Here is a 24,035-nt window from a genome sequence, read left to right on the forward strand (position 1 = left end):
ATCGTTTAGTATAAAATTATAAAATTGACTCTCATGGAATAATTATATCTTTTTTAATTTACGGTCACATTTTTCTTTGGGCTTACAGTACAACTGCCTCCTTCTTTTGAAAGCGTGACATCTGCCCTAACTTCAAATGTTCCTGCGGTAGTATAAGTATGCGATATTGCTCCGGTAGCACTGTTTAAGGTTTGAGCAGGAGTTCCATCACCAAAAGTCCACTTTACAGAGCTTACAGTATTGCTCCCACTATATTCTATTGAATAATTAATTATTTTAGAATTAGTTCCATCTGCTGAATGTTTTAATGACGTTAAAATTGAATCTCCAAAACAATCTATAATCACATCATCATCTTTTTTACTGCATGAATTAGCTACAAAAACTACTGCGATTAGCATTAAAATAATTTTAATCTTTTTCATTTTCCAAAATTTAATGGTTTCTCTATCAAATATATTCTTTAAAGAGCAAAAAAACTACAACCTATTTCCTAAAAACAACTTTAATTCTTTAGAAATAGCTTCAAAAAAAGAATTTAAATTATTGTTTTTAGCGGTCAATAAGTATACAAATTCCTCAGGAACGTGAAAACTATTCCATACCAACTGTAATTTGTTTTCTTTAATATATTTTCTCGCATTACAATTCCAGGTTATCGCAAGTCCCGAATTTTTAGACAGCATTTCCAACATTTCAGATTCTGATGGAATGATATAATTAGGAACCATAGATGGTCTTTTTTTACTGAAAGCATGCAGCCAGAATAACTTGATATGCGGAATTCTTGCATCATGACTGTACCATTTTTGGTTGTTAAGCCATTTTTCAGTTTCGGTATAATTATCTGCTTTTAGTTTCTGGCGGAATTCTTCGATATTTAAATTCATTGGCGCCACCATAATCAGTTTAATTTTACCAACGATTTCATAAATAGTATCGAATGTATCATATCTTTTTGTGGTAATGGCAAAATCGAGTTTCTTGGCATCGACAAGTGCAAAAAGCGCATCATCTTCGGCAAACGTAAAATCAATAAAATCAAATTTGGAGATCAAAATACTTCCACAGCTGTTGAATAAATCTTTTGAAACACCAACAGAAATTAACCGCACAGAATCTTCTGCTTTTGCCCTGAATCCGTTTTCAACAGTTTCTAATCTATCGAGCGCATCTATAATTAAATTATTCAGTAACTTAGCGTACTCTGTTGGTTCTACGCCTTTAGATTTTCGGTTAAATAATTTATAACCTACATGCGCTTCTAACATAGCTATTTGCTGACTAACCGCGGGTTGGCTCATAAACAACTCTTTTGAAGCGACAGAAAAATTTCCATTTTTATATACAGACTTAAAAGTTCTGTACCATTCCAAATTTACCATGATATAACTTTATTTATAACAAACATAGTTTATTTTATTTTTACTAATATCACATAAACCGTAAATTTGATCAAAATTTAAACATTGATAATAAGACATGAAAAAAATCGCATTAATCGCAATAATCGTATTAACAGCTGGCTTTTCGGCAACAGCTCAAAAAACAAAAAAGATGAAAAAAGTATTATTTGTTGTGACCAGTAATGATAAACTGGGCAATACGGGAGAAAAAACCGGATTCTGGTCAGAAGAATTTGCGGCTCCTTATTATGAACTATTAGATAAAGGTGTAGAAATTACCATCGCATCACCACTTGGAGGTCAGCCACCAATTGACCCAAAAAGTGCAGATCCATCATCAGCAACAGAAGACACCAAACGTTTTGATGCTGATAAAACATTACAGGAAAAATTAAAAAATACGCATAAACTTTCGACAATAAATCAAAAAGATTATGATGCTGTTTTTTATCCTGGAGGTCACGGTCCGCTTTGGGATTTAGTTGAAGATAAAAGCTCAATTGCATTAATTGAATCTTTTTACACGCATAAAAAACCAGTAGCTTTTGTTTGTCACGCTCCAGCCGTTTTGAAAAACGTAAAAGTAAATGGTGAATTTTTAGTGAAAGGTAAAAAAGTAACCGGTTTTACCAATGAAGAGGAAGAAGCTGTTGGTTTAACCAAAGTTGTTCCGTTTTTATTAGAAGATGCTTTAACTCAAAATGGAGCAAAATTCTCAAAAGGTCCAAATTGGGCTCCTTATTCTGTAGAAGATGGTCTTTTAATTACAGGACAAAACCCAGCTTCGTCTAAATTGGTCGCTGGTAAATTATTGGAAAAATTAAAATAAGATGCTAGGGACTAAGGTTCTAAGTTACTAAGATTTTGGAAATCTTTAAAAAACTTAGAACCTTAGTATATCAGAAATTATTAATAAAAGATCTACGTTGCTAAGATTAAAAAACTTAGAACCTTAGCAACTTAGCATCTCAGAAACTCAAAAAAAATGCTAAACTTTGAATTATATAATCCGACAAATCTAATTTTCGGAAAAGGACAAATTGAAAAACTTTCGACTTTAGTTCCAAAAGATGCTAAAATATTATTGGCGTACGGCGGTGGAAGTATTTTTAAAAACGGAATTCACGAACAAGTAATCAAGAATTTAAAAGGTTTTGATATTGTTGAATTTGGAGGAATTGAGCCAAATCCGCATTTTGAAACGTTGATGAAAGCCGTTGAAGTTATCAAAGCAGAAAAAATCGATTTTATTCTGGCTGTTGGCGGCGGATCTGTTATTGATGGTGTGAAATTTATTTCGGCAGCCGTAAATTTTGACGGAAACCCACTTGATATTTTACAAAAACGTTTGTTGATTAAAGAAAATGCAGTGCCTTTTGGAACTATTTTGACTTTGCCTGCAACGGGAAGCGAAATGAATTCCGGATATGTCGTAACAATTAAAGCTACTCAGGAAAAATTAGCTTCTGGCGGAAGTGCTTTGTTTCCTAAATTCTCTATTTGTGACCCAACCGTAATTGAATCGTTGCCAAAAAGACAATTGCAAAACGGTGTTGTAGATGCTTATACACATGTAATGGAACAATATTTAACGTATCCGCACGAAGGTTTTTTACAAGACAGAATTGCCGAAGGAATTTTACAAACGTTAATTGAAGTTGGTCCAAAAGTGGTAGAAAACCCAACAGATTATGCATTGGCATCCAACTTTATGTGGAGCTGCACGATGGCTTTGAACGGATTGATTCAAAAAGGAGTTCCGTCTGACTGGGCAACTCACATGATTGGCCACGAATTAACCGCTTTATATGATATAGACCATGCCAGAACTTTAGCTATTATTGGCCCAAGTTTATACACGGTAATGTTCGAAACTAAAAAAGGAAAACTGGCACAATACGGAAGAAGAATCTTCAACCTAACAGGTTCTGATGACGAAGTTGCCAAAGAAGCGATCAATAAAACAGTTGAATTTTTCCACACCATGGGAATGGATACTAAACTGTCTCAATATACAGATGATTACACCAACACAGCAGATTTTATTGTAAAACGTTTTGATGAAAGAGGCTGGAAAGGTCTTGGCGAAAACCAATTGGTAACTTTAGATAAAGTAAAATCGATTGTTGAGCTTAGCTACTAAGGAATAAAATTCCAAAATTTTTAAATTCCAAATTCCAATTGCACACATAGTTATTGGAATTTGGATTTTTTTATTTGAAGCTTAAATATTTAGTTTGAAGCAATTGGAATTTGGAATTTAAAAAATTTGGAATTTAGAAAAAAAGGCGTTCTTAAAATATTTAGGAACGCCTTTTTAAAATACTAAAACAAAACTAACTAACTCAATTTTTGCTAAACTCATTAAAATTCTAATTTATAAACACTTATAACGTAAGGATTGAATTATTATTGTGCAAAGCATAAAATATTTTTGATAATTATTTAGAACTAGCTGAAAACCATTGTTTACAGACCTTGTTTTTAAATTTCTTAAATCAGATTTTGTATTATTACTACATTATTAAGTACTTTTGCTTTAAATTATTAAAATAATGAGCGAAAAATTAAAGTTTGCAGTAATTGGAGGAGGGAGTTGGGCAACGGCAATTGCTAAGATGTTATGCGTAAATCTTTCAGAAATAGCTTGGTATATGCGTAATGATGCTGCAATAGAGCACATTCAAAAATACAAACACAATCCAAACTATTTAAGTTCAGTCGAATTTGACACTACTAAACTTAAATTAACCAACAATATAAACGAAGCAGTTGAATATGCAGATTATGTAATTTTTGCTATTCCGTCTGCTTTTTTAGATGCTGAATTAAAAAATCTGACTGTTTCTTTAACAGATAAAATAATCTTTTCAGCTATTAAAGGAATTGTTCCTGAAACGAGTTTAATTGTTGGAGAACATTTTCATATTCAATACGACATTCCTTATTACAATATTGGGGTTATTACCGGTCCTTGTCACGCAGAAGAAGTAGCGTTGGAAAGACTTTCGTACTTAACCATTGCGTGTGGCGATCCGGACAAAGCCAGCATTGTAGCAAAATCTTTATCAGGAAATTATATTAAAGCCAAAATCTCAGACGATATTATCGGAACTGAATATGCAGCGATGTTGAAGAACATTTATGCCATTGCAGCCGGAATTGCGCACGGTTTAGGTTATGGTGATAATTTCCAATCAGTAATGATGAGTAACGGAATTCGTGAGATGAAGAAATTTATCAGAAAAGTGCATAAAATGAAACGTAACATCAATGACTCGGCTTATTTGGGCGATTTATTGGTTACAGGATATTCCGTATTCTCCAGAAACAGAATGTTCGGAAACATGATTGGAAAAGGCTACACTGTAAAAAGTGCGATGATGGAAATGAGTATGGTTGCCGAAGGTTATTACGCCACCAAAAGTGCTTATAAACTAAATCAGGGTTACGGTGCCAAAACGCCTATTATCGACGCCGTTTACAGCATTTTATACGAAGGAAAAGATGCTAAATCTGTATTTAAGAAACTGACTGAGTCTTTGGATTAAAGAAAAAAGAGTATAGAGAAAAGAATATAGACTTTTGTTTATGACATAAAAAAAGAGCCAAGATCTAAATAATTAGTCTTGGCTCTTTTTTCTTTTACTATTTTGTAAAGTCTATTTTCTTTATTCTATTCTCTATTTTCTTTACTTCACCATAACTCCTTCAACAAACAAAATCGGCACTTCTTCCGTATTATTTTCGCTAATTAGGTTAGATTTGAAAATGAATTTCTTGTCGTATAGAGTATTTCCGATGAAGAAAGTCACCATGAATTCATTATTTAAAACCAATAGGCTTTTTTCGATCATTTCAATTTTTACTACTGAAACTGCCGGAACTTCAACAAAAGCGTGGCGTAAAACAGATGTTTTTTTCATTTCGCCATCAATAGTTCCAAATGCTTTTGAAACTACCATAACGCTGTCGAGATTAAAGTCGCTATCGTTTACAAGATAAGCGTACCACACTTTCTCCATAAAATCGTCGCTCCATTCCTGAACGGCGGCTAAAAATACGTTTTCTACTTCGGGGATTGTTATATCTTTTTTCATCTTTATTTAAAGCTTTAAAACCTTTGTCAAAGTCTAAACTTCAACAAAGGTTTATTGTATTAATGAGAATTATATCTTCAGAATTAATCTGAAATCTACAATCTAATATCTAAAATTAAATATTGGCTTTGAATTGCTCTAAGAAACGAACATCGTTTTCGTAAAACATACGAATATCACCAATTTGGTATAATAACATTGCAATACGTTCTACTCCCATTCCGAAAGCAAAACCGTTAAATTCATCCGGATTGATGTCGCAATTTTTAAGAACATTCGGGTCAACCATTCCACAGCCACCAATTTCTAACCAGCCTGTTCCTTTTGTAATACGGTAATCAGTTTCTGTTTTTAGTCCCCAATAGATATCAATTTCGGCACTTGGTTCCGTAAATGGAAAGTATGACGGACGTAAACGGATTTTTGATTTTCCGAACATTTCTTTGGTGAAATAAAGCAATGTTTGTTTCAAATCTGCAAACGATACGTCTTTGTCAATGTACAAACCTTCAACCTGATGGAAAATACAGTGCGAACGTGACGAAATGGCTTCGTTACGAAATACACGTCCCGGAGAAATAGTACGAATTGGCGGTTTGTGATTTTCCATATAACGCACCTGAACAGATGATGTATGCGTACGCAATAACACATCAGGATTTGTCTGAATGAAAAATGTATCCTGCATATCACGCGCCGGATGATATTCCGGTAAGTTCAATGCCGTAAAGTTATGCCAGTCGTCTTCGATTTCCGGACCTTCGGAAACGTTGAAGCCAATGTTGGCAAAAATATCTATAATTTGATTTTTTACGATAGAAATAGGATGACGTGAACCAATAATAACAGGCTCTGATGATCTTGACAAATCTCCAAAAACACCTTTTACTTCTTGCTTGCTTTCAAGCTCTTCCTGAATAACTCTTACTTTTTCTTCAGCTACGGATTTTAAAGTATTTATTACTTGTCCGAAATCTTTTTTCTGGTCGTTTGGAATATTTTTAAACTCTGTAAAAAGTTCTTTTAATAACCCTTTACTACCTAAATATTTAATTCGGAACTGCTCTAAAGATTCTTTATTTTTATCATTAAAGGCTTTTGCTTCCTCTATATGCTGTTTTATCTTGTCTATCATTTTCCTTCAATAATTGAGAATACAAATTTACATAATTTGTTTCAAGTTTAAAGTCTAAAATTTAAAGTTTCCCTTCGCGGGTTACGATATTCATTTATAACTATTTTATTAAACTTATTTTGCTTTCGATTTCCCGGACTCTGCCCAGCCAAAAATCTATTCCCTCCTGATTTTTAACAACCTCTTTTTTAAAATTTGATGAAATAGTATTTAACTTTCCCCAGTTTCTTTGGTTATCTTTATCACGTTCCGCTTTTGTAGTGGGTTCTGTTCTGGTTCTCCAAAAATCAATATTTTTAAGATAATTTACTTTTAAATCTTCAAAATATTCTATCAATTTTTCTTTTGAATTAGGAATATATCCCGGACCATTGCAGCCACAAGAATGAAAAGCGATTCCAACAGAATATAAGCTTTTCATATGTTCCCATTTTTTTACATCATCTTTTTTTGGAGATTCAAAATCAAGTCCCATATTAGCCATAAACCCTCCACAATCCGGACACTTTACTTCCAGATCTGATTGTTTGCCTGTTTTTATGTCTTTAAAAAGTCTTCTTTTAAATGTTTTTCGACAATCAAAACAAGCATAATGAGGCTTATAAGAGGTCATTGCATATCTACACATTTCTTTCTTTTTAAGTGTTAGTTACAGACTGAATACTGTAAACTAAAAACTATTCAATAAATTCTCTTTCTAAAAAATAATTCACAATCGCTTCTTTCATTAAAACCGATTGTTCGCCTGCTTTTAGCGGTGGTAATTCTTCTTTTACTTTATAATGCGGCCATCCGTCTTCATCAAAATATTCGAATTCATAAAATCCGTAAGGCTCTAATAATCGGCAAATAGCGATGTGCATTAAGTTTAATTTTTCATCTTTTTTGAATTCTCTATGAATCTTTCCAAATTCCTGAACTCCGATTAGGTAAATAATGGCATCTAAATCTAAATCTTCGCCTTGCGAAAATTGATTTGAAAGTATATCGACGAGCTTTTCCCAACGCTCTTTTAATTGTGTATCTCTTGACATTTTTATTGAATTATAAATTATGAATTGTGAATTATAAATTCAAAAACCATAAAATTTAGTTTGCAAAGATACGGACTTCAAATCCAAAGACCTAAAATTAACGGTTTGCCTTATTGTATAGAGAAATTACCCACGGATTATACGGATTTAACTGGTTTACACAGGTTTTTTTATTCTTAAAGTATATTTTCAGCCACACCTTTTTTAATCTGTGTCAATCTGTTAAATCCGTATAATCTGTGGACTATAAAAAAAACCTCTGCGCCTTTGCATCTCTGAACATCTGCACCTTAAAAACTAGATAATTCTTTTATATTTGCGCCTCAATAAAACGACAGAAAATATGAGTGTTTTAGATATGATTTTGGGTGCGCTTTTAGCTTACAGTTTATACAAAGGAATTAAAAATGGGCTTTTTGTAGAAATTGCTTCTTTTATTTCTTTATTGCTCGGGATCTATTTAGCGATTAAATTTTCTTCTTTTATGACAGAAACAATCTCAAAACATGTTTCCTGGAATCCAAATACGATTCAGGTTACAGCTTTTCTGCTAACATTTATTCTGGTTGTAATTGGTGTTTACTTATTGGCGAAAGCCTTAACAGGAATTGCAGATTTTGCACAATTAGGCTGGCTGAATAAACTGGGTGGCGGATTTTTCAGAATCCTGAAAACAATCCTGATCGTAAGTATTGTAATTGCACTGTTTGAGAAAATAAATTTCGACAATACCTTTGCCAAACAAGAAACTTTAGACAAATCTATTTTTTATAATCCCATTAAAAAAGTAGCGGGTTTTGTTTATCCTTCTATCGAAAAATGGTACGAGGAATTTAAAGAAAACCATGTTAAGAAAACATCTGAAACCGAAAAGGAAAAAGAAACTGAAACTGAAAAACAAGAATAATTCATTAAGAAGCTATTCTTTTATTCGTCTTCATTAAGATGTTTCGGAAATAAATTTTTCAGAATAATCAACATCATTCCAATTACATTTACAGACGAAGTTGTCAATAAAGTAATCAATACATTTTCTGAAAGATTCAGATGCAGTAAATTATCATTGAAATATAAAATAGACACTACAGCCGCTAGCCAGAGAAAAATAATGAAGGCAAAAATATAGGTTAAATGCCTTCTAAGTCTGGTGTCTTCTAAAAAACGCCCTACTTTTGCGCTTCCTAATCTGTCTTCAAGAATCTGATTTTGCAGGCGCGCTTTGCTAAGGTCTTCAGGGGTTAATGAAGAACTATTTGCAATTGAAATTTGGTTAAGATTTAGGGAGGACATATAAGCTTAAATTGGTTTTAACTTAGTTTTATAATGTTCAAAAATATCATCATCAGAAATAACAGCATTAGAATCTTTGCGGTAAACTTTTCTCCACGGCGTACCGTCGTTGTGGGTTAATGCACTTAAATAAATACCGTCAAATCTTCCGTAGACTTCCCATATTTTATCTAAAAATTTCTCGTCTTCGCTAGTTATTTTTTCGTCTTTTAAGGCATTCGGAATTTTTTCTGTTATTTTTTCTTTCTTGTATTGCTTGATACTGTAATACAAAGATGGAAAAACAGGCCCGAAATCCCAGGCAATAGGACTTTCGTCCAGCAATCTTTCTTTTTTATCTGTTAAGGCCAAATACCATCCATAAGCAATATAAGTTAGCTTAATTATTTTCATTGGCGTAAGATCTCCTGTTTTGGAATATTTATCTATGAAATAATTGGCGACTGTTGTTGGATTGTAAGTCATAATCATAATATTTTAATCAAAGTTAATGAAAATAACTTTGTGACAAAATTTTAAGAACTTATTGTAATGTAAATCAGTTGTTTTGCTTAATATTTAAAAGCAAACCCGAATATAGTAAACCCGACAGGTTTTTAAAACCTGTCGGGTTTGATAAAGATTATGTTTAGAACTTTCTACCAGTTTATTTCTAAAATTTCCCCTTTTTTCAAAGTGACATTTTGTTTTTTATCCCCGCTGATTAAGTTTGTTTTTCCTCCAATTTTAGAAGAAACAGTAACTTTCTTTAAAATTTTATTTTCCCATTCCATTGCAATTTCAAAACCCCCACGGGCACAAATCCCTTTTACAGATCCGGTTTCCCAGGCATCCGGCAAAGCGGGTAATAATCGTATTTCGTTTTCATCAGATTGAACCAGCATTTCGGCAACGGCTGCGGCTCCGCCAAAATTTCCATCAATTTGAAATGGAGGATGTGCGTCGAATAAATTCGGATAGGTTCCTCCGCCTCTTCTTGGTTTTTCGGTTTTCTTTCCGTCGGGATCAACATATCTTAATAATTCTCTAAACATTTTATAAGCACGGTTTCCATCCCAAAGCCTTGCCCAAAGATTGATTCTCCATCCTTTTGACCAGCCAGTGGTTTCATCGCCTTTTATCTCTAAAGTTTTTCGGGAAGCTTCAGCTAAATCCGGCGTTTTTTCCGGGGAAATATGATCGCCGGGGAAAAGTCCGAATAACTGCGATTGATGACGGTGTTTTGGATCTTTATCTTCCCAGTCAAAATACCATTCCTGCAAATTTCCTTTTTTGCCAATTTGATACGGATATAATTTTGAAAGCGCCGTTTCTAATTTTAGTCTGAAATCAGCATCAATATTTAGAACTTTCGAGGCTTTTATCGTTTTCCCAAAACATTCTTTAATCATGGCCAAATCTGCCGTTCCGCCATACATTGTTGCGCCAACAAAACCATCTGGTGCAATGTATTGGTTTTCGGGTGAAGTAGATGGTGACGTAATTAAATTCCCGTTTTTATCGGTAATCATCCACCCTAAAAGAAATTCTGCTGCGCCTTTCATCAAAGGATATCCTTCTGTTTTCAGGTAATTTTTATCTTGTGTAAAAACGTAATGTTCCCAAATGTGTGTACTCAGCCACGCTCCCGCTATTGGCCAGCAAGCCCACATTGGATCTTCTTTTCCAAATTGCCCGACCGGATTTGTCATTGCCCAAATATCCGAATTATGTGCTGCAGCCCAGCCTTTGTTTACACCATAAAAAGTTTTGGCCGTAACTTTCCCTGTTACCGAAAGGTTTTTTATGAAAGACAAAAGCGGCAAATGCATTTCTGAAAGATTGGTGTTTTCGGCAAGCCAGTAATTTTCTTCCAGATTAATGTTCATCGTATAATTACTGCTCCACGGCGGGTTTAAATGCGGATTCCAGATTCCTTGCAGATTCGCCGGAACGCCCAAAGTTCTGGAACTGCTGATCAATAAATAACGCCCGTAATTGAAATAGAGAATTTCGAGATTTTTATCTTCTTTTCCGTCGGCGTAGCGCAATAAACGTTCATCTGTTGGTAAATCCGGAGCGGTTGTTTTTCCTAAATTTAAATCAACACGGTTGTAGAATTTTTGATAATCAGTTGTGTGCGATTCTTTTAATTGATCGAATGGTTTTGCAAATGCCTTATTCATATTTTGCACTGCAATTGCTATATCGTCTAAACCTTCACTTGCGGGATTTTTGTCAAAACCATTAAAACTTGTTGCAACAGAAACATAAATAATGGCTTCCGTAGCATCTTTTAAACTTAAAGATTCTCTTGAATTTGTAATTTTTCCGTCGGTTTTTTTGATTTGGACTAAAGTGGTAAATTTTGTTCCTCTTTCTTGTATATCCAGATATTTTGGCAAAACTGTATATCCTGCATTTTCGTGAATAGGTGCAGAACCTGTCATTACCAGAATATTATTTCGCACTTCAACATTTGATTTTAATAAACTCTTTAAATTAATATCAAAATTTAAAGTGCCTTTGTGATCGCTTGTCAATTTGATGATCATAATTTGATCCGGTGCTGAAACAAAATATTCACGGGTATATTTTACGCCAGCCATTTCGTAGCTTACTTTTGATATTGCATTCGAAATATCCAGCTCACGATGATAATTGACAGCTTTTCCTTTTTCGGAATTATTAATTTCTAATGTTCCCAAAGGCGCAAAAGATTCGGAGTTTTTACCCTGAATTTTTTTATTTAATTCCTCGGCCAGCTTGTAGTTTTCGTTTTTTAAAGCTTCACGAATTGCCGGAATATTTTTATACGCTTCCGGATTCATATTGGCATTTACGGGTTCACCAGACCAAAGTGTGGCGTCGTTCAAATAAATTTTATCAGCATTTGCACCGCCAAAAACGGTTGCACCCATTTTTCCGTTTCCTAAAACCAAGCTTACTTCAAAGAATTCTGCGGGTTGATTGTACCATAAAACATGTTTGGATTGCGCCGATATGTTTATGCTGAAAGAAGCGAATAGTAAAATGAAGAATATTTTTACGAGATTTGATTTCATGTATTCTTTTTGATTTTGAATTTCGTTTAAATATATGCCGTTCCTACGGAACTTTGTTATCATGCTCATTCTTATCAACGGATTAAAATCCGTTGCTACAATATAGGTCGTTCCTCCGGAACTTTTGAGAGAGCCTTCGGCTCGGATTATTTTGTAGGGACGTCCCGAAGCTTCGGGATTAATCCGTCTTTAACGATACGGATATTCCAAATCTATCCAATTTTCCAAATTACTCGATTTCTTAGCTTATAAATATCTCGTTTAACGGTTTCGCGCGTGAGGGATAGGAGCAAATTACCGAAGTAATGCGGATAGCCCGACCGTATTTGCGAAAGGCGCACATAAGCGGTTTGTTAAATAGCGCCTTTTGTAAATACGGTCACGCCCAAATGTCACACCAAAATATTATTTACTAACCTTATATATTTCGTTTGCAGTAATCATTTCCCAATTATCGGTTCTGAAAGGCGATGCGGGAAATTTTTCTTTATTGAAAAGATTAATTTCCGTATCGTCGTCTGCCCAACCATAATGAACTGCAACTGGATTTTTTACGTTTTCGCTTGAAACTATTATTTTGTTATTTTTGATTATCGCTTTCGCGGAATGAAAAACTTTGTCGGCACCCGCGATTTCGAAACCTTTTACGTTTTCTGAATTATCCGGAGTCGATAATCCTGAACCGATATTATCGAAAGTCAGGATAATTTGATTGCCTTTTATTTGCTGAGATTTATAGGTTGGCCCGCTATAAATTTGCTTTTTACCGTAAACATTATTCAGCGCAATTGCAGCCAAACGCAAACCAACGTCTTGTTTGTTTGTTGGGTGAATGTCTTTTGCATTACCAATATCTGTGGTTACGGCCATTCCGGTATTGGAAACTTTTAAGGTTTCGGATTGTGCTTCGCGAAGTTCTGCCCAACGGCTTCCGACTTTACTGTTTCCGTTGAATTCGTTGAAAGTCGATAATTGTACAAAGTAAAAAGGAAAATCGCCTTGTTTCCACTTTGTTCTCCAATCCTGAATCATTAACGGAAATGCTTTTTTGTATTGTTTTGCACGCCAAACATTGGCTTCGCCCTGATACCATAAAACGCCCTGAAACGCATACGGAACTAACGGATTTACCATTGCATTGTATAATAACGATGGATAACTGTTTGGCGAAATAGCAATTTTTACCTGAATGACATTGAATTTCCAAAGTCCTTCAAGTGGAATATTGCTGTCTTTAAACTGAATTTTTAAATCAGACGGATCGCCATAAATTCCGCCGCCACCTGAATAATCTGCAATGCGGACTGCGATTACATTTTTTCCTTCTTTTAAAACTCCGGCTGGAATTTTATAAACTCTTAATGTTTCCCAAATTTTATTGGTTCCTACTTCAACCCCATTTACATAGGTAATATCTTCGTCGTCTACTTTTGAAAGATGTAAAACGGCTTCACTTTTTGCTTGTTCGGCAGTTAATGTAATTGTTTTTCTCATCCAGACAATTCCATCAATATTGCCAATTTGTTGGTTTTCCCATAATGATGGTGCTTTTATTTCTGGCCAGTTTTTATCTTCAAAATTGAATGCTGCAAACTGGTTTTCATTTTCCATAGAAACATCAAAACCCTGAATCTTTCTTAAATTTTCTAAAACTGATTTTTTATAAACTTCAAAAACGGCATCCATATCTACCTGAGGAACTTCGGCAATCATGGCTTTGAACTCGTCGCTTTTTTGGAATGCTTCATGGCTGGTCCAGGTTTCTACATTGGTTCCACCCCAGGATGTGTTTATGATTCCGATTGGGATTTTTAATTCGGCGTATAATTTTTTGGCAAAAAAGAAACCTGCCGCTGTAAAATCGCGAATATTTTCTTTGTTGGCAACCAGCCATTTTCCTTGTTTAAGATCTTCTTTTGGACTTCCGCTGAGATCTTGTGCGACTCCAAAATGGCGAATCATTGGATAATCAGAATCGGCCATTTCTTTTTCAGCGTTCATGACTTTGTACATCTGAAATTCCATGTTCGATTGTCCGCTGCAAATCCAAACTTCGCCAACCAAAACATCTTTTATGACAATTTTATTTTTTCCTGTAATGATTAATTCAAAAGGTCCGCCTGCTTTTTCAGCAGACAGTTTAATCATCCATTTTCCGTCTTTATCGGCCTGAATGGTTTTGGTTTGTTTGTTAAAACGAACTTCCACTTTTTCATTGGCTTCTGCCCAACCCCAAACCGGAATTTCTTTGTTGCGCTGCAACACCATTCCGTCAGAAAACAATAATGGCATTCGCACATTTGCGTTTGCCATTATACTGAATATCAAAAAGATAAAGGCTGTATATTTTTTCATCATTTTATTTTTAAACCATATAAGTGATATAAGTAAATTTAAGTTTTTCGTACAATAAAACTTATAATTTCTTATATCACTTATATGGTGAATTTTAATTTTTACTGCAATCCTTCTTTCAAAGCTGTTAAAGCCTGAGTATCAAAAACAGTATTATCGCTTCTTTTAAAGATTCCGAAACCATTGTTTCCCATGCTTCCTTCATCCCAATAAAAAGGTAATAATCCGTTTGCTTTTGCTGTTTTTACCACCGTTTTTAAATAATAAGCTCTTGAAGCCAAATGTAAAGTTAAGGCATCGCCGGTTAAAGTCGTTCTGCGAATGGCACCAAATTCTCCTAACAAAACAGGAATTCCTTTATCTACAAATTGGGTTTTCATTAATTTGAAGTTTTTTTCTAAATCTGCTTCTTCTCCCCAACTTGCATTTCGCTCTGTATCTGTTGTTGAATGGTAATTTGCTCCCCAATAGTAGAACATTTTTCCCCAGGTTTCGTCTTTGGTTAAACCGGCAAAATTCCATGGCGAATAGTAATGTACTTCTACCATCATTTTGTTTGCCACTTTATCTGTTGGCAATGTCAACATCAATTTATTTGTTTTTTCAATATCTGTTGTTGGTCCCTGAATTACTAAAACACGATTGGCATTTTTTCCTCCGGTAGAACGAACGGCATCAATAAAAGTCTGGTGATATGAAGTTAAAACTGCCATTTGTGCAGCATCTTCAACAGCTGGTTCATTGGCACTTGCAAAAAGTACATGCTCATCAAAACCACGTAGATGTGTTGCAATTTGTTCCCAAAAAGCTTTTTGTTTGGCATTGTTTTCTACTTTTTTGGCTTCGGTAATATTGTTTTCCAGCCAACCGCCGTCCCAGTGAATGTTTACAACAACATACATATCGTTATCTACGCAATATTGCACTACTTCTTTTACTCTGTTTAGCCAGTCTGTTTTGATTTTGGCTGTAGCCGAATTTTCTAAATACTGGTTCCACGAACACGGAATTCGAATGGCGTTAAAACCGTTTGCCTTAACGGCGTCGATTAAGGCTTTTGTTACTTTTGGATTTCCCCACGCGGTTTCTCCTCCGGTTGCTTCAAGCGTGTTCCCGATGTTCCAGCCTAATTTTATTTTGGCTGCTAATTGCACGGCTGTACTTGACATTCCGCTTGCATCTGCAGGGATTGGGTTTGTATTGTAACTTGGATATAAGCCCGCAGCTACAATTTTTTGCTCTTGTTTTGTTTCTTCTTTATCTGAACTGCAAGCCCAAAGACTTAAAAAAGAAAAACATAATGCGGTGCTTAACAGATAACCTTTTACAGTGTTTTTCATTTGATTTGGTTTAATAGTTAGTTATAAGTTTTATTCAGGCAACTTCATTTTTTATTTATTAAAATAATGCTCTTTAATAAAAATCAAAGAGCATTAATGTTTTAGGTTTTATTTGATTGTTACGACAACTTCTTTTTTGATGTCTCTTGAAGAATTTCCTAGTTTCAAAGTATATTTTCCTGGTTCAACTGTCCATTTTTTGGCCGCTACATCATAGTAAGCCAATTCTTTTACCGGAACTTTAATCGTTACTGTTTCTGAACTTCCCGATTTTACCAATGTTTTTTGGAAACCTTTTAATTCTTGTGCAGCACGTGTAATTTTTGAATCTGATTTTGAAGAGTACAACTGAACAACTTCTTTTCCGTCAACTTTTCCGGTGTTTTTTACATCAACAGAAACTGTAATCGTTTCGTCTTGCGCATAAGTAGTTTTGTCTGTTTTTGCATTTTCAAAACCAAAAGTCGTGTACGACAATCCGTATCCGAAAGGAAATAATGGCGCAATATTTTTAGTATCAAACCAACGGTATCCTACCAAAATTCCTTCTGCATAATTTACTGTTTTTCCTCCAGGGAAACTGTTTGTAGCGTGCGCTGGAGAATCCATAATATTTTTAGGCATTGTCCAAGGTAATTTTCCAGACGGATTTACTTTTCCTAAAAGTACATCTGCCAAAGCATTTCCTCCTTCTGAACCATTAAACCATGTCCATACTACAGCTGAACTTTTTTTACTGATATTTTCAATCTCAAAAGGCGCTCCGGCAACAAAAACAACAATTGTTCTTGGGTTTGCAGCGATTACTTTTTTGATCAATTCTTCTTGCCCAAAAGGCAATTTTAAATTTCTTCTGTCAGAAGCTTCTGTTTCGTAATCACGGTTTGAACCCGCAAAAATAATCGCAACATCTGATTTTTTAGCCGCTTCTACAGCTTCTAATACTTTTGCAGGATCTAACTGATCAATTGTTACCGGACCATTTGATGTAATATTTCCTAAGTTTCCTTTATTCTTTTCGTCGTAACGCTCTAAATATCCTTCAGCATAATTGATTTTTACTGAAGATGGCAATCTATTTTTTAAACCTTCAAGTGGTGTAACTTCTCTTTTTGTTTTTACACCTGCGCCAAATCCGCCAAGCGCGTTTTTCTTCGTTGCATTGTTTCCAATTACCGCGATAGATTTAACTCCGTCCAGTTTTAATGGTAAAGCATTGTTGTCATTCTTCAATAAAACTATCGCTTCTGCTGCAATTTTATAAGCATCCTGATAATGTGCTTCGGTTGCAATACTTCCTTTTGCACGGTCTTTACTTTGACTTCCCATTGCTTTTACCTGAAATAAAGTACGTAAAATTCTTTTCACGTGTTTGTCCAATTCTGCTTCTGAGATTTCTTTGTTTTTTGCTGCAGCGATTAATTTATCGGCAAGGAAAAATTCGTTGAATGGTTTTGGAGTTCCCATTTCAATATCCAATCCGCTATTTAAAGATTTTACTGTCGAATGCACAGCAGCCCAATCTGAAACTACAACGCCTTTAAATCCCCATTCGTCACGAAGAATTTTGTTTAGCATATAATCGTTTTCACATAAATATTCGCCTCTAAATTTATTGTAAGCGCCCATTACGCTATACGCATGCGCTTCTTTTATTGAAGCTTCAAAAGCCGGCAAATAAATTTCACGAAGTGTACGTTCGTCAATTTGAACATCTACAAAATCACGATTTGTTTCCTGATTGTTTGCAGCATAATGTTTTACGCAAGCCATAACATCATTGTCTTGTAAACCAACAATTAACGGCACAGCAATTTTTTTGTTCAAAAATGGATCTTCAGACATATATTCGTATGTTCTTCCTCCAAGCGGTGTTCTTACGATATTTATGGCTGGCGAAAGCAGCATATCTTTATCTCTTGCGCGCATTTCCTGCCCAAGGCTGTTCCCGAAAGTATATGCCATGTCAGCATTCCATGTTGCAGCAAGTCCGCCGCCAGCCGGATAATACGTTGCAAAATCATTTGTTAAACCTGCCGGTGCCCAATTGTCACGCGAAATTTCTTCACGAACACCAAGTGGTCCATCAGCCATTTTTAATTCCGGGATCCCCAAACGTTTTACACCGCCAGAAGTAAACATGCTATTTCCATGTAACATTCCTATTTTTTCCTCCAATGTCATTTGAGAAACCAACTTGTCGATTTCTGCATCAAACTCAGATCCGATTTCTTTTCCTTTGTATTCTTTTTCTGCTGTTTCAGAATCTGTGGTTTTTACATCACTCTTACAAGATGTAAATACTGCAAAAGCCAATGCTGCTGACAGGTATAAAATTTTGTTTTTCATGCTTAATAAATTTTAGTTTTTTAGATAGTTTATTTTGAAAATTAAAGCTTTACAAAATTCAATAAGAAAACATCATTCTCATTGATTTTTAAATCTTTGCTAAAAGTTCCTTTTGCATCAATGGTTACTTTTTCACTCGCCCACAAAGCACCATTGTTTTTTTGTTTGATTGTATTTACCTGATCGCGTGTTAACTGACTTGGTTTTCCCATGGCCAGATAATCCGCGTAAGCGTCGTTCGATTTATAGCCTACTTTGTAGATTTCTAAATTGTATTTTCCTTTTTGCAAACCTTCTACTTCAATTTTTAAATTTCCTTTTGGTTTCGACGGTAAATCTTTTATATAATACGTTTGATTATTTACAGAATCTCCGGGATGTGTATTGGTGAAATCCCAAACCAATAGTTGAACATCGCCTTTTGCATTTTTAGTCGCCCATGAAGAAGTGTCTTTATTTTGAAGTTCTGTTTCGCCCAATTTATTTAAAAAGGAATACGAGAAATAAGCTGGTTTTTTAATCCCCTGCGTATTCAATAATCCGAAACCTCCGTGAAATGGGGTAAATCTTGGTCCGGCTTCTTCAAAAATATCGGTAAAAACCCAATACGACATTGAGTTCGCAGCATTTCCAACTTGTTTTAATTTCTGAAGAATATACGCCGCCGAATGATAACTGTCATGAATTGGATCTGACGGTGTGTATGAGCTACTCCATTCTGTATAATGTAATTCTAATTTTGGCTTAGCCGAATTTGAAATTTGCTCGCGAGACGTAATTACTTCACCGCTTATGCTGGAATCTTCTTTGTTTAAAACCGTTCCCGAAGTTCCGAATTCGTCTAAATATCCTTGTTTTACACCGTAAGTATGCGTTGAAATAAAATCTAAAGGCACATTATTTTTAGCACAAAAATCAATTGTTTCCGGAACCCAGCCTGCACCTGCCGTTGCTGGCCCTCCCACTTTGTATGCCGGATTTACACTTTTGATGCCTCGCGCTGCATATTCGTATAATTTGAAATATTCTGCCTGAGTTCCTGTCCAGAAACCCGGAGATAAATTAGGTTCATTCCAAACTTCAAAATACCATGTTTTTACTTCTTCGTCTCCGTAACGTTCTTTGAAATGCTGGGTTAGGTTTCGAATTAAATCTTCCCATTTTTTATAATCTTTTGGAGGTGTTACATTTCCTTTCCACCAAAAAATAGTTTCTTTTCCACTTGCCAATGCATTAGGCATAAATCCTAATTCTACAAAAGGCTTTACTTTTATACTTAAAAGAAAATCATACAAAGCATCGATATATTGGTAATTGTATTCCGGATTTCCTTTTGAATCTTCTCTGTAAACTGCCATATCATCAGACAATAAACCGTGCATTCTGATGTATTTAAAATCGCATTCTTTTTTGGTCATTGCCAATTGCTGCTGCCAGTCTGCACGTAAACCTTCGTTTGCTCTTCCGGCACCAATGCATTCTTTGAACATGGTGTTCAGTTTTCCTGCTGTTTTATTATAATCAACTTTTATGGTTCTGTTTTCAGCAGCATTTTGTCCAAACAACGGAACATTGATTAGAGAAAGTAAAATAAAAAGTAACGTTAGATTTTTTTTCATTGTAAATTATTTTACTGTTATTTTTTTGTTTAAAAGGATTCTATCTGAAGCACTTCCTATTTGAATTTCAATTGTATTGTTTTCTAATTCAAATTGTTGCTTTGCTGTATTCCAATATTCTAAATCTTTGGCTTTCAAAACCAAAGAAATATTCTTAGTTTCTCCCGCTTTAAAGAAAACGCGCTGAAATGCTTTTAATTCTTTTTCAGGACGTTCTACTTTCGACTGCAATTGTTTTACATACAACTGAATTACCTCATCTCCGTCTTTAGATCCTGTATTGGTAACAGAAACTGTAACTTTTACTTCTCCATTTTTAGAAATGGTTTCTGAATTTGTTTCAATAGAATTGTATTTGAAAGTTGTATAACTTAAACCGTGACCAAAAGCATATAAAGGTTTGCCTTTAAAATACATGTACGTTCTGCCGTTTCGAATGTTGTAATCTAATAAATCCGGCAAATCAGTAATATCCCTAACCCAAGTTTGTGTTAAGCGTCCAGCCGGATTGTAATCTCCAAATAAAACATCGGCCAAAGCGGTTCCGGTTTCCTGACTGTTTTGCGCTATATGCACAATTGCCGGAACATGTTCTTGTGTCCAGTTTATGGCATAAGGAAAACTGCTTATCAATGCCACAACAGTTTTAGGATTGGCCTGATACACAATTTTGATTAAATCTTCCTGTTCTAAAGTCAGTGATTGACGATCAACAGCTTCTTTACCTTCGCTTGGCACGGGACAATTTGCCCAGCCTGCGTTACATACCGGATGATTTCCGACGATGACAATAACTGCATCTGCTTTTTTGGCTATTTCTGCCGCTTTGCCGTCTATATTATTTTTGGCGTAAAGTATTTCGACATTATTGCCTAGTTTATTTTTAATTCCTTGTAAAGGTGTAATTGTATAAGGTGGCGTTCCGCTGTACCAATCCAGAAGCACTTCATCAGCACGATTTCCGATTACAGCAATCGTTTTTAATTTATCTTTTTGTAAAGGCAAAAATTGAGCATCATTTTTAAGCAAAACAATCGATTTTTGTGTTGCTTGTAAAGCGATTTTTTTATGTGCTTCTGTTTTCCAAGGATCAATAGTATCTTTTCCGGTTCCGATTTTTGCATACGGATTTTCATCTGAAACATCCAACATTCCCAGTTGAATCATTACCCGATAATTTCCACGAATAACGGCATCAATATCTTTTTCTTTTAAATATCCATGCGAAAGCGCGCCATAAACTGCTTCTGTATATTCATCTAAAAACTGATTAATTCCTGCTTTTATGGATGCTGCAGCTCCGAGATATTTATCAGCATAATATTTATGATCTGAAAGCAACAATTTGAATGCGCCTCCATCTGTACAAATTATTCCGTTTTGTCCCCATTCTTTTTGGGTAATATTTTTTAGCATTGGGTGTACCATTGCCGGAATTCCGTTTACTTTATTGTAAGCTGCCATATAAGCACGGGATCCTCCATCAACAACGCCCATTTGAAAAGGCAAAGCATAATATTCACGCCAAAGCCTTTCATCAAAATCAGATGAAGTATAGGTTCTGCCATCTTCATTGCTATTGGCCAGAAAATGTTTCATTAACGCAGCCGTTTGCCAATATTTTGGATTATTTCCCTGCAATCCTTTTACAAATGCAACGGTCATTGTTCCGTTAAAAAAAGCATCTTCTCCGTAACTTTCTTCGGTACGACCCCAACGTGGATCTCTTGCAATATCTGCATTTGGAGCTCGAACGACTAATCCGCCACGATGGTATTTTTGAAAAGCATATCGTGCTTCATAACCTTCAACCTGTGCCACTTTTTGAAGTAAATCAACATCCCACGTTTCTCCTAAACCATAAGCCTGAGGAAAAGTAGTTGTTGTTACTGGCAATTTATTTTTTCCGCCCCATTCGCCCGGTCCGCCCAGAGCTAAACCGTGCAAACCTTCTACGTGACCTGTTCCTGTAACGCCTAATCTTTTTATCGATGGATTTGTGCTCAAAGCCTGAACTTTTTCATCGAGTGTCATCAATGACAACAAAGTATCAATACGCTTTTCAGTATCTAATTTAGAATCCTGAAAAGGATATTGTTTTTGCTGCGACAACATCAAATTGACCGACAAAAGAAAAACGATATGTAGAATGAGGTTTTTCACTTAAAAATTTGTGGTTATTTAACCCGGATTTGAAAATCTTGGGTTTGAAATTTTTATAAATTATGCTATTTAAATCTAATCGTTACGTTAAATAAACCCGACAGGTTTTAAAAACCTGTCGGGTTTGAAATGTCTATAAATTATAGTTTTTTGAAACGGATAGCTGTTCCTCCAGCACCACCTAAATGTAATTTTAATGAATCTGATGCTTTAACGGTTTTCTTAGAAATTGCAATTTCTGCAGGATTATGTGTTTCATCAGTTCCTTCTGCATCAGCATAAATCTGAGCTTCGTAAGTTGCGTTTGGATCTAAAAATGATAAAGCAACATTTACGTCTCTTGCGTTTTCATTTGTAATCGTTCCTAAATACCAGTCAGCACTGCTTCTGTCTTTACGAACGGTTGTGATATATTGCCCAATTGCTCCTTCTAATACTTTTGTATCTTCCCAATCTGTCGGAACATCTTTTAAGAATTGTAAAGCTGGTTTTCCTTCATAATTTTCAGGAAGATCTGCCATCATCTGGATTGGTGCATAAATCGTTACATACAAAGCCAATTGCTGTGCTGCTGTTCCGTGCACTCTTTTTCCAGGGAAACCTTGTTTTACCTCAACATCAAAAATTCCGGGTGTAAAGTCCATTGGACCTGAAAGTAATCTTGTAAACGGAATAATCGTTAAGTGATTTGGCGGATTTCCTTCGCTCCACGCGTTATATTCTTGTCCACGTGCTGCTTCTCTCGAAACCATGTTCGGGAAAGTTCTTCTTTCTCCTGTATCTTTTATTGATTCATGATATAAAACAGCTAAATCATATTGTGCTGCTTTTTCTAAAATATATCTGAAATAATTCACCCCAAATTGTCCGAAGTGATTTTCTTTCATGTTTAATTTAGAACCTACGTGACCAATTTTAACGGAATGCATTCCTAGCTTTTTGTACAATGCAAAACCTTCGTCAACTTCTTTTAAGTAATTAATCAAGTTTGAACCTGTTTCATGGTAACCAATAAGGGCAACGCCTTTTTTGTTTCCGTATTCTACCACTTTTTCTAAGTCGAAATTGTCAGCACTTTTTGTGAAACTGAACATGTGCATGTGGTTTTCATACCAAGCCGGTGTCCAGCCTTTGTTCCAGCCTTCGATCAATAAATGATGAAATCCTTCTTTTGCTGTAAAATCAATATATTCTTCGGCATGTTTGGTTGTTGCGCCTTGTTTGTCGCTTTCCCAAAATGTATATTTCCCAATGTGCATTCCCCACCAAATTCCGAAGTATTTGTATGGTTTAAAATAACTTGCTGTGTTTTTTAATTTGTTTGGATCATTCAGATTTAAAATCAAATAAGACGTAATTAAATCTGCCGGAGTTTCTCCAATTTGAAGTGTTCTCCAAGAAGACGTAAATGTATCTTTTACTCGAACTTTTACACCATCTGCCCAAGGCACTAAATCTGATTTAAGTTGTGTTCCTGTAGTATTAACCAAAGTCATACTCGCGAAATCTACCAAATTTGCTTCGTGAAAACTCAATGCTAATCCGCTTTTGCTTTCGATTGTAAGTGGAGTCAAAACTGTATCTAAAGTACTTACCGCTGCATCTTTAAAAAGATATTCGTCACGGTTTTCTCTGTTTGCCGGAATCCACCATGCTTTTCCATCTTCTTTTAAGTTAAAAGTCGTTTTTTCATCCATAATGAAAATACTGTCTTTTACATTTTGTTTTGGATACACATATCTAAAAGCAATTCCGTCATCAAACGCACGAAACTGAATTTCAAGTTTACGTTTGTTCCCGCTTTTTTGCTGTAACTGAACAGAAAGCTGATTGTAATTATTTCTGATGTTTTTCTTCTCGCCCCAAACTTGTTCCCAGGTTTCATCAAAAGAAGTATTTTTTACGCTTTTTACTTCAAAGTCAGAACTTAAATTTTCATTTCCTTTTAATAAAAATCCCATGTCTGATGGTGTAATCACTTCGGTTTTTCCGTGAGATACAGCATATTTTGGAGCGTTTTTTACTAACTCAAATTTGATTTTATTCTGCCCGTTTGGCGAAGCCAGTTCGTAAGCATTTTTATTTTTCTGACTGTATCCAATCGTAATAGAAAGTAATACGGCGGAAAGGACTAGGTTTTTTTTCATGATTTTTTTTCTTGAATTCTCAAATAAATCGAATGAAGCGCTCAAAACTTCAT

The 24,035-nt window shown here is 35.1% G+C and carries 19 protein-coding genes; 4 read left to right on the plus strand and 15 right to left on the minus strand.

Features of this window, described 5'->3' with window-relative positions; translation table 11 throughout:
* Window positions 1–53 precede the first annotated feature (53 nt).
* Both RT99_RS01305 and RT99_RS01310 read right to left on the minus strand, forming a co-directional pair.
* The gene (locus tag RT99_RS01305) at window positions 54–425 is read right to left on the minus strand and encodes a PKD domain-containing protein (RefSeq protein ID WP_042562929.1); all 372 of its coding nucleotides are present in this window, start codon (window positions 423–425) and stop codon (window positions 54–56) included.
* Between the two features lie 54 nt (window positions 426–479).
* Complete coding sequence (locus RT99_RS01310; RefSeq protein ID WP_042562930.1) at window positions 480–1,385, minus strand: LysR family transcriptional regulator; 906 nt, start codon at window positions 1,383–1,385, stop codon at window positions 480–482.
* Window positions 1,386–1,482: 97 nt separating this feature from the next.
* On the opposite strand from RT99_RS01310, the gene RT99_RS01315 reads away from it, so the two are divergent.
* The 3 genes from RT99_RS01315 to RT99_RS01325 all read left to right on the plus strand — a co-directional run bounded on the left by RT99_RS01315 (window position 1,483) and on the right by RT99_RS01325 (window position 4,957).
* Window positions 1,483–2,235, plus strand: coding sequence for a type 1 glutamine amidotransferase domain-containing protein (locus tag RT99_RS01315; RefSeq protein ID WP_042562931.1), 753 nt, complete (start codon window positions 1,483–1,485; stop codon window positions 2,233–2,235).
* A gap of 156 nt (window positions 2,236–2,391) precedes the next feature.
* Entirely contained in the window at window positions 2,392–3,549 is a 1,158-nt protein-coding gene (locus RT99_RS01320; protein ID WP_042562932.1) for an iron-containing alcohol dehydrogenase, read from the plus strand.
* A gap of 412 nt (window positions 3,550–3,961) precedes the next feature.
* Complete coding sequence (locus tag RT99_RS01325) at window positions 3,962–4,957, plus strand: NAD(P)H-dependent glycerol-3-phosphate dehydrogenase (RefSeq protein WP_042562933.1); 996 nt, start codon at window positions 3,962–3,964, stop codon at window positions 4,955–4,957.
* A gap of 141 nt (window positions 4,958–5,098) precedes the next feature.
* On the opposite strand, the gene RT99_RS01330 is transcribed toward RT99_RS01325, so the two are convergent.
* From RT99_RS01330 to RT99_RS01345, 4 genes are all read right to left on the minus strand, one after another.
* Window positions 5,099–5,506 (minus strand): hypothetical protein, encoded by a 408-nt coding sequence (locus RT99_RS01330; protein ID WP_042562934.1) that lies wholly within the window; start codon window positions 5,504–5,506, stop codon window positions 5,099–5,101.
* A 115-nt stretch (window positions 5,507–5,621) separates the two neighbouring features.
* Window positions 5,622–6,641 carry a phenylalanine--tRNA ligase subunit alpha gene (locus tag RT99_RS01335; protein ID WP_042562935.1) on the minus strand — a complete coding sequence of 340 codons (1,020 nt, stop codon included), beginning with the start codon at window positions 6,639–6,641 and terminating at the stop codon, window positions 5,622–5,624.
* Between the two features lie 100 nt (window positions 6,642–6,741).
* Complete coding sequence (locus RT99_RS01340) at window positions 6,742–7,269, minus strand: hypothetical protein (protein ID WP_042562936.1); 528 nt, start codon at window positions 7,267–7,269, stop codon at window positions 6,742–6,744.
* Between the two features lie 49 nt (window positions 7,270–7,318).
* A complete protein-coding gene (locus RT99_RS01345; RefSeq protein ID WP_042562937.1) occupies window positions 7,319–7,675 on the minus strand; it encodes a hypothetical protein in 357 nt (118 codons plus the stop codon).
* A gap of 343 nt (window positions 7,676–8,018) precedes the next feature.
* On the opposite strand from RT99_RS01345, the gene RT99_RS01350 reads away from it, so the two are divergent.
* Window positions 8,019–8,582, plus strand: a complete 564-nt coding sequence (locus RT99_RS01350) for a CvpA family protein (protein WP_042562938.1) — start codon at window positions 8,019–8,021, stop codon at window positions 8,580–8,582.
* 20 nt (window positions 8,583–8,602) lie between these two features.
* Here RT99_RS01350 and RT99_RS01355 read toward each other — a convergent pair whose 3' ends face one another.
* From RT99_RS01355 to RT99_RS01395, 9 genes are all read right to left on the minus strand, one after another.
* Window positions 8,603–8,965: a hypothetical protein gene (locus tag RT99_RS01355; RefSeq protein WP_042562939.1), complete on the minus strand. Its 363-nt coding sequence runs from the start codon at window positions 8,963–8,965 to the stop codon at window positions 8,603–8,605.
* A 6-nt stretch (window positions 8,966–8,971) separates the two neighbouring features.
* Window positions 8,972–9,430: a Panacea domain-containing protein gene (locus RT99_RS01360; RefSeq protein ID WP_042562974.1), complete on the minus strand. Its 459-nt coding sequence runs from the start codon at window positions 9,428–9,430 to the stop codon at window positions 8,972–8,974.
* Between the two features lie 173 nt (window positions 9,431–9,603).
* Entirely contained in the window at window positions 9,604–12,009 is a 2,406-nt protein-coding gene (locus RT99_RS01365; RefSeq protein WP_042562975.1) for a glycoside hydrolase N-terminal domain-containing protein, read from the minus strand.
* Window positions 12,010–12,414: 405 nt separating this feature from the next.
* Complete coding sequence (locus RT99_RS01370; protein ID WP_042562940.1) at window positions 12,415–14,364, minus strand: sialate O-acetylesterase; 1,950 nt, start codon at window positions 14,362–14,364, stop codon at window positions 12,415–12,417.
* Between the two features lie 101 nt (window positions 14,365–14,465).
* A complete protein-coding gene (locus RT99_RS01375; RefSeq protein WP_117614784.1) occupies window positions 14,466–15,704 on the minus strand; it encodes a glycoside hydrolase family 5 protein in 1,239 nt (412 codons plus the stop codon).
* A 108-nt stretch (window positions 15,705–15,812) separates the two neighbouring features.
* Complete coding sequence (locus RT99_RS01380) at window positions 15,813–18,053, minus strand: glycoside hydrolase family 3 C-terminal domain-containing protein (RefSeq protein ID WP_042562941.1); 2,241 nt, start codon at window positions 18,051–18,053, stop codon at window positions 15,813–15,815.
* 41 nt (window positions 18,054–18,094) lie between these two features.
* On the minus strand, window positions 18,095–19,672 hold the full coding sequence (locus RT99_RS01385; protein ID WP_042562942.1) for a glycoside hydrolase: 1,578 nt from the start codon (window positions 19,670–19,672) through the stop codon (window positions 18,095–18,097).
* A gap of 6 nt (window positions 19,673–19,678) precedes the next feature.
* Window positions 19,679–21,835, minus strand: coding sequence for a glycoside hydrolase family 3 C-terminal domain-containing protein (locus RT99_RS01390; RefSeq protein WP_042562943.1), 2,157 nt, complete (start codon window positions 21,833–21,835; stop codon window positions 19,679–19,681).
* A gap of 140 nt (window positions 21,836–21,975) precedes the next feature.
* Complete coding sequence (locus RT99_RS01395) at window positions 21,976–23,982, minus strand: glycoside hydrolase family 97 protein (RefSeq protein ID WP_042562944.1); 2,007 nt, start codon at window positions 23,980–23,982, stop codon at window positions 21,976–21,978.
* Between the last annotated feature and the right edge of the window lie 53 nt (window positions 23,983–24,035).

This window comes from Flavobacterium sp. MEB061, from assembly GCF_000834715.1.
In the GTDB taxonomy this organism is placed as follows: domain Bacteria; phylum Bacteroidota; class Bacteroidia; order Flavobacteriales; family Flavobacteriaceae; genus Flavobacterium; species Flavobacterium pectinovorum.

What these genes read in the sequence shown, in the direction of transcription:
- RT99_RS01365 (WP_042562975.1), bottom strand. Translation starts at nt 12,009, where the DNA reads ATGAAATCAAATCTCGTAAAAATATTCTTCATTTTACTATTCGCTTCT.
- RT99_RS01385 (WP_042562942.1), bottom strand. Translation starts at nt 19,672, where the DNA reads ATGAAAAAAAATCTAACGTTACTTTTTATTTTACTTTCTCTAATCAAT.
- RT99_RS01370 (WP_042562940.1), bottom strand. Translation starts at nt 14,364, where the DNA reads ATGAAAAAATATACAGCCTTTATCTTTTTGATATTCAGTATAATGGCA.
- RT99_RS01350 (WP_042562938.1), top strand. Translation starts at nt 8,019, where the DNA reads ATGAGTGTTTTAGATATGATTTTGGGTGCGCTTTTAGCTTACAGTTTA.
- RT99_RS01325 (WP_042562933.1), top strand. Translation starts at nt 3,962, where the DNA reads ATGAGCGAAAAATTAAAGTTTGCAGTAATTGGAGGAGGGAGTTGGGCA.
- RT99_RS01375 (WP_117614784.1), bottom strand. Translation starts at nt 15,704, where the DNA reads ATGAAAAACACTGTAAAAGGTTATCTGTTAAGCACCGCATTATGTTTT.
- RT99_RS01355 (WP_042562939.1), bottom strand. Translation starts at nt 8,965, where the DNA reads ATGTCCTCCCTAAATCTTAACCAAATTTCAATTGCAAATAGTTCTTCA.
- RT99_RS01310 (WP_042562930.1), bottom strand. Translation starts at nt 1,385, where the DNA reads ATGGTAAATTTGGAATGGTACAGAACTTTTAAGTCTGTATATAAAAAT.
- RT99_RS01360 (WP_042562974.1), bottom strand. Translation starts at nt 9,430, where the DNA reads ATGACTTACAATCCAACAACAGTCGCCAATTATTTCATAGATAAATAT.
- RT99_RS01340 (WP_042562936.1), bottom strand. Translation starts at nt 7,269, where the DNA reads ATGTGTAGATATGCAATGACCTCTTATAAGCCTCATTATGCTTGTTTT.
- RT99_RS01320 (WP_042562932.1), top strand. Translation starts at nt 2,392, where the DNA reads ATGCTAAACTTTGAATTATATAATCCGACAAATCTAATTTTCGGAAAA.
- RT99_RS01330 (WP_042562934.1), bottom strand. Translation starts at nt 5,506, where the DNA reads ATGAAAAAAGATATAACAATCCCCGAAGTAGAAAACGTATTTTTAGCC.
- RT99_RS01380 (WP_042562941.1), bottom strand. Translation starts at nt 18,053, where the DNA reads ATGAAAAACAAAATTTTATACCTGTCAGCAGCATTGGCTTTTGCAGTA.
- RT99_RS01315 (WP_042562931.1), top strand. Translation starts at nt 1,483, where the DNA reads ATGAAAAAAATCGCATTAATCGCAATAATCGTATTAACAGCTGGCTTT.
- RT99_RS01305 (WP_042562929.1), bottom strand. Translation starts at nt 425, where the DNA reads ATGAAAAAGATTAAAATTATTTTAATGCTAATCGCAGTAGTTTTTGTA.
- RT99_RS01345 (WP_042562937.1), bottom strand. Translation starts at nt 7,675, where the DNA reads ATGTCAAGAGATACACAATTAAAAGAGCGTTGGGAAAAGCTCGTCGAT.
- RT99_RS01395 (WP_042562944.1), bottom strand. Translation starts at nt 23,982, where the DNA reads ATGAAAAAAAACCTAGTCCTTTCCGCCGTATTACTTTCTATTACGATT.
- RT99_RS01335 (WP_042562935.1), bottom strand. Translation starts at nt 6,641, where the DNA reads ATGATAGACAAGATAAAACAGCATATAGAGGAAGCAAAAGCCTTTAAT.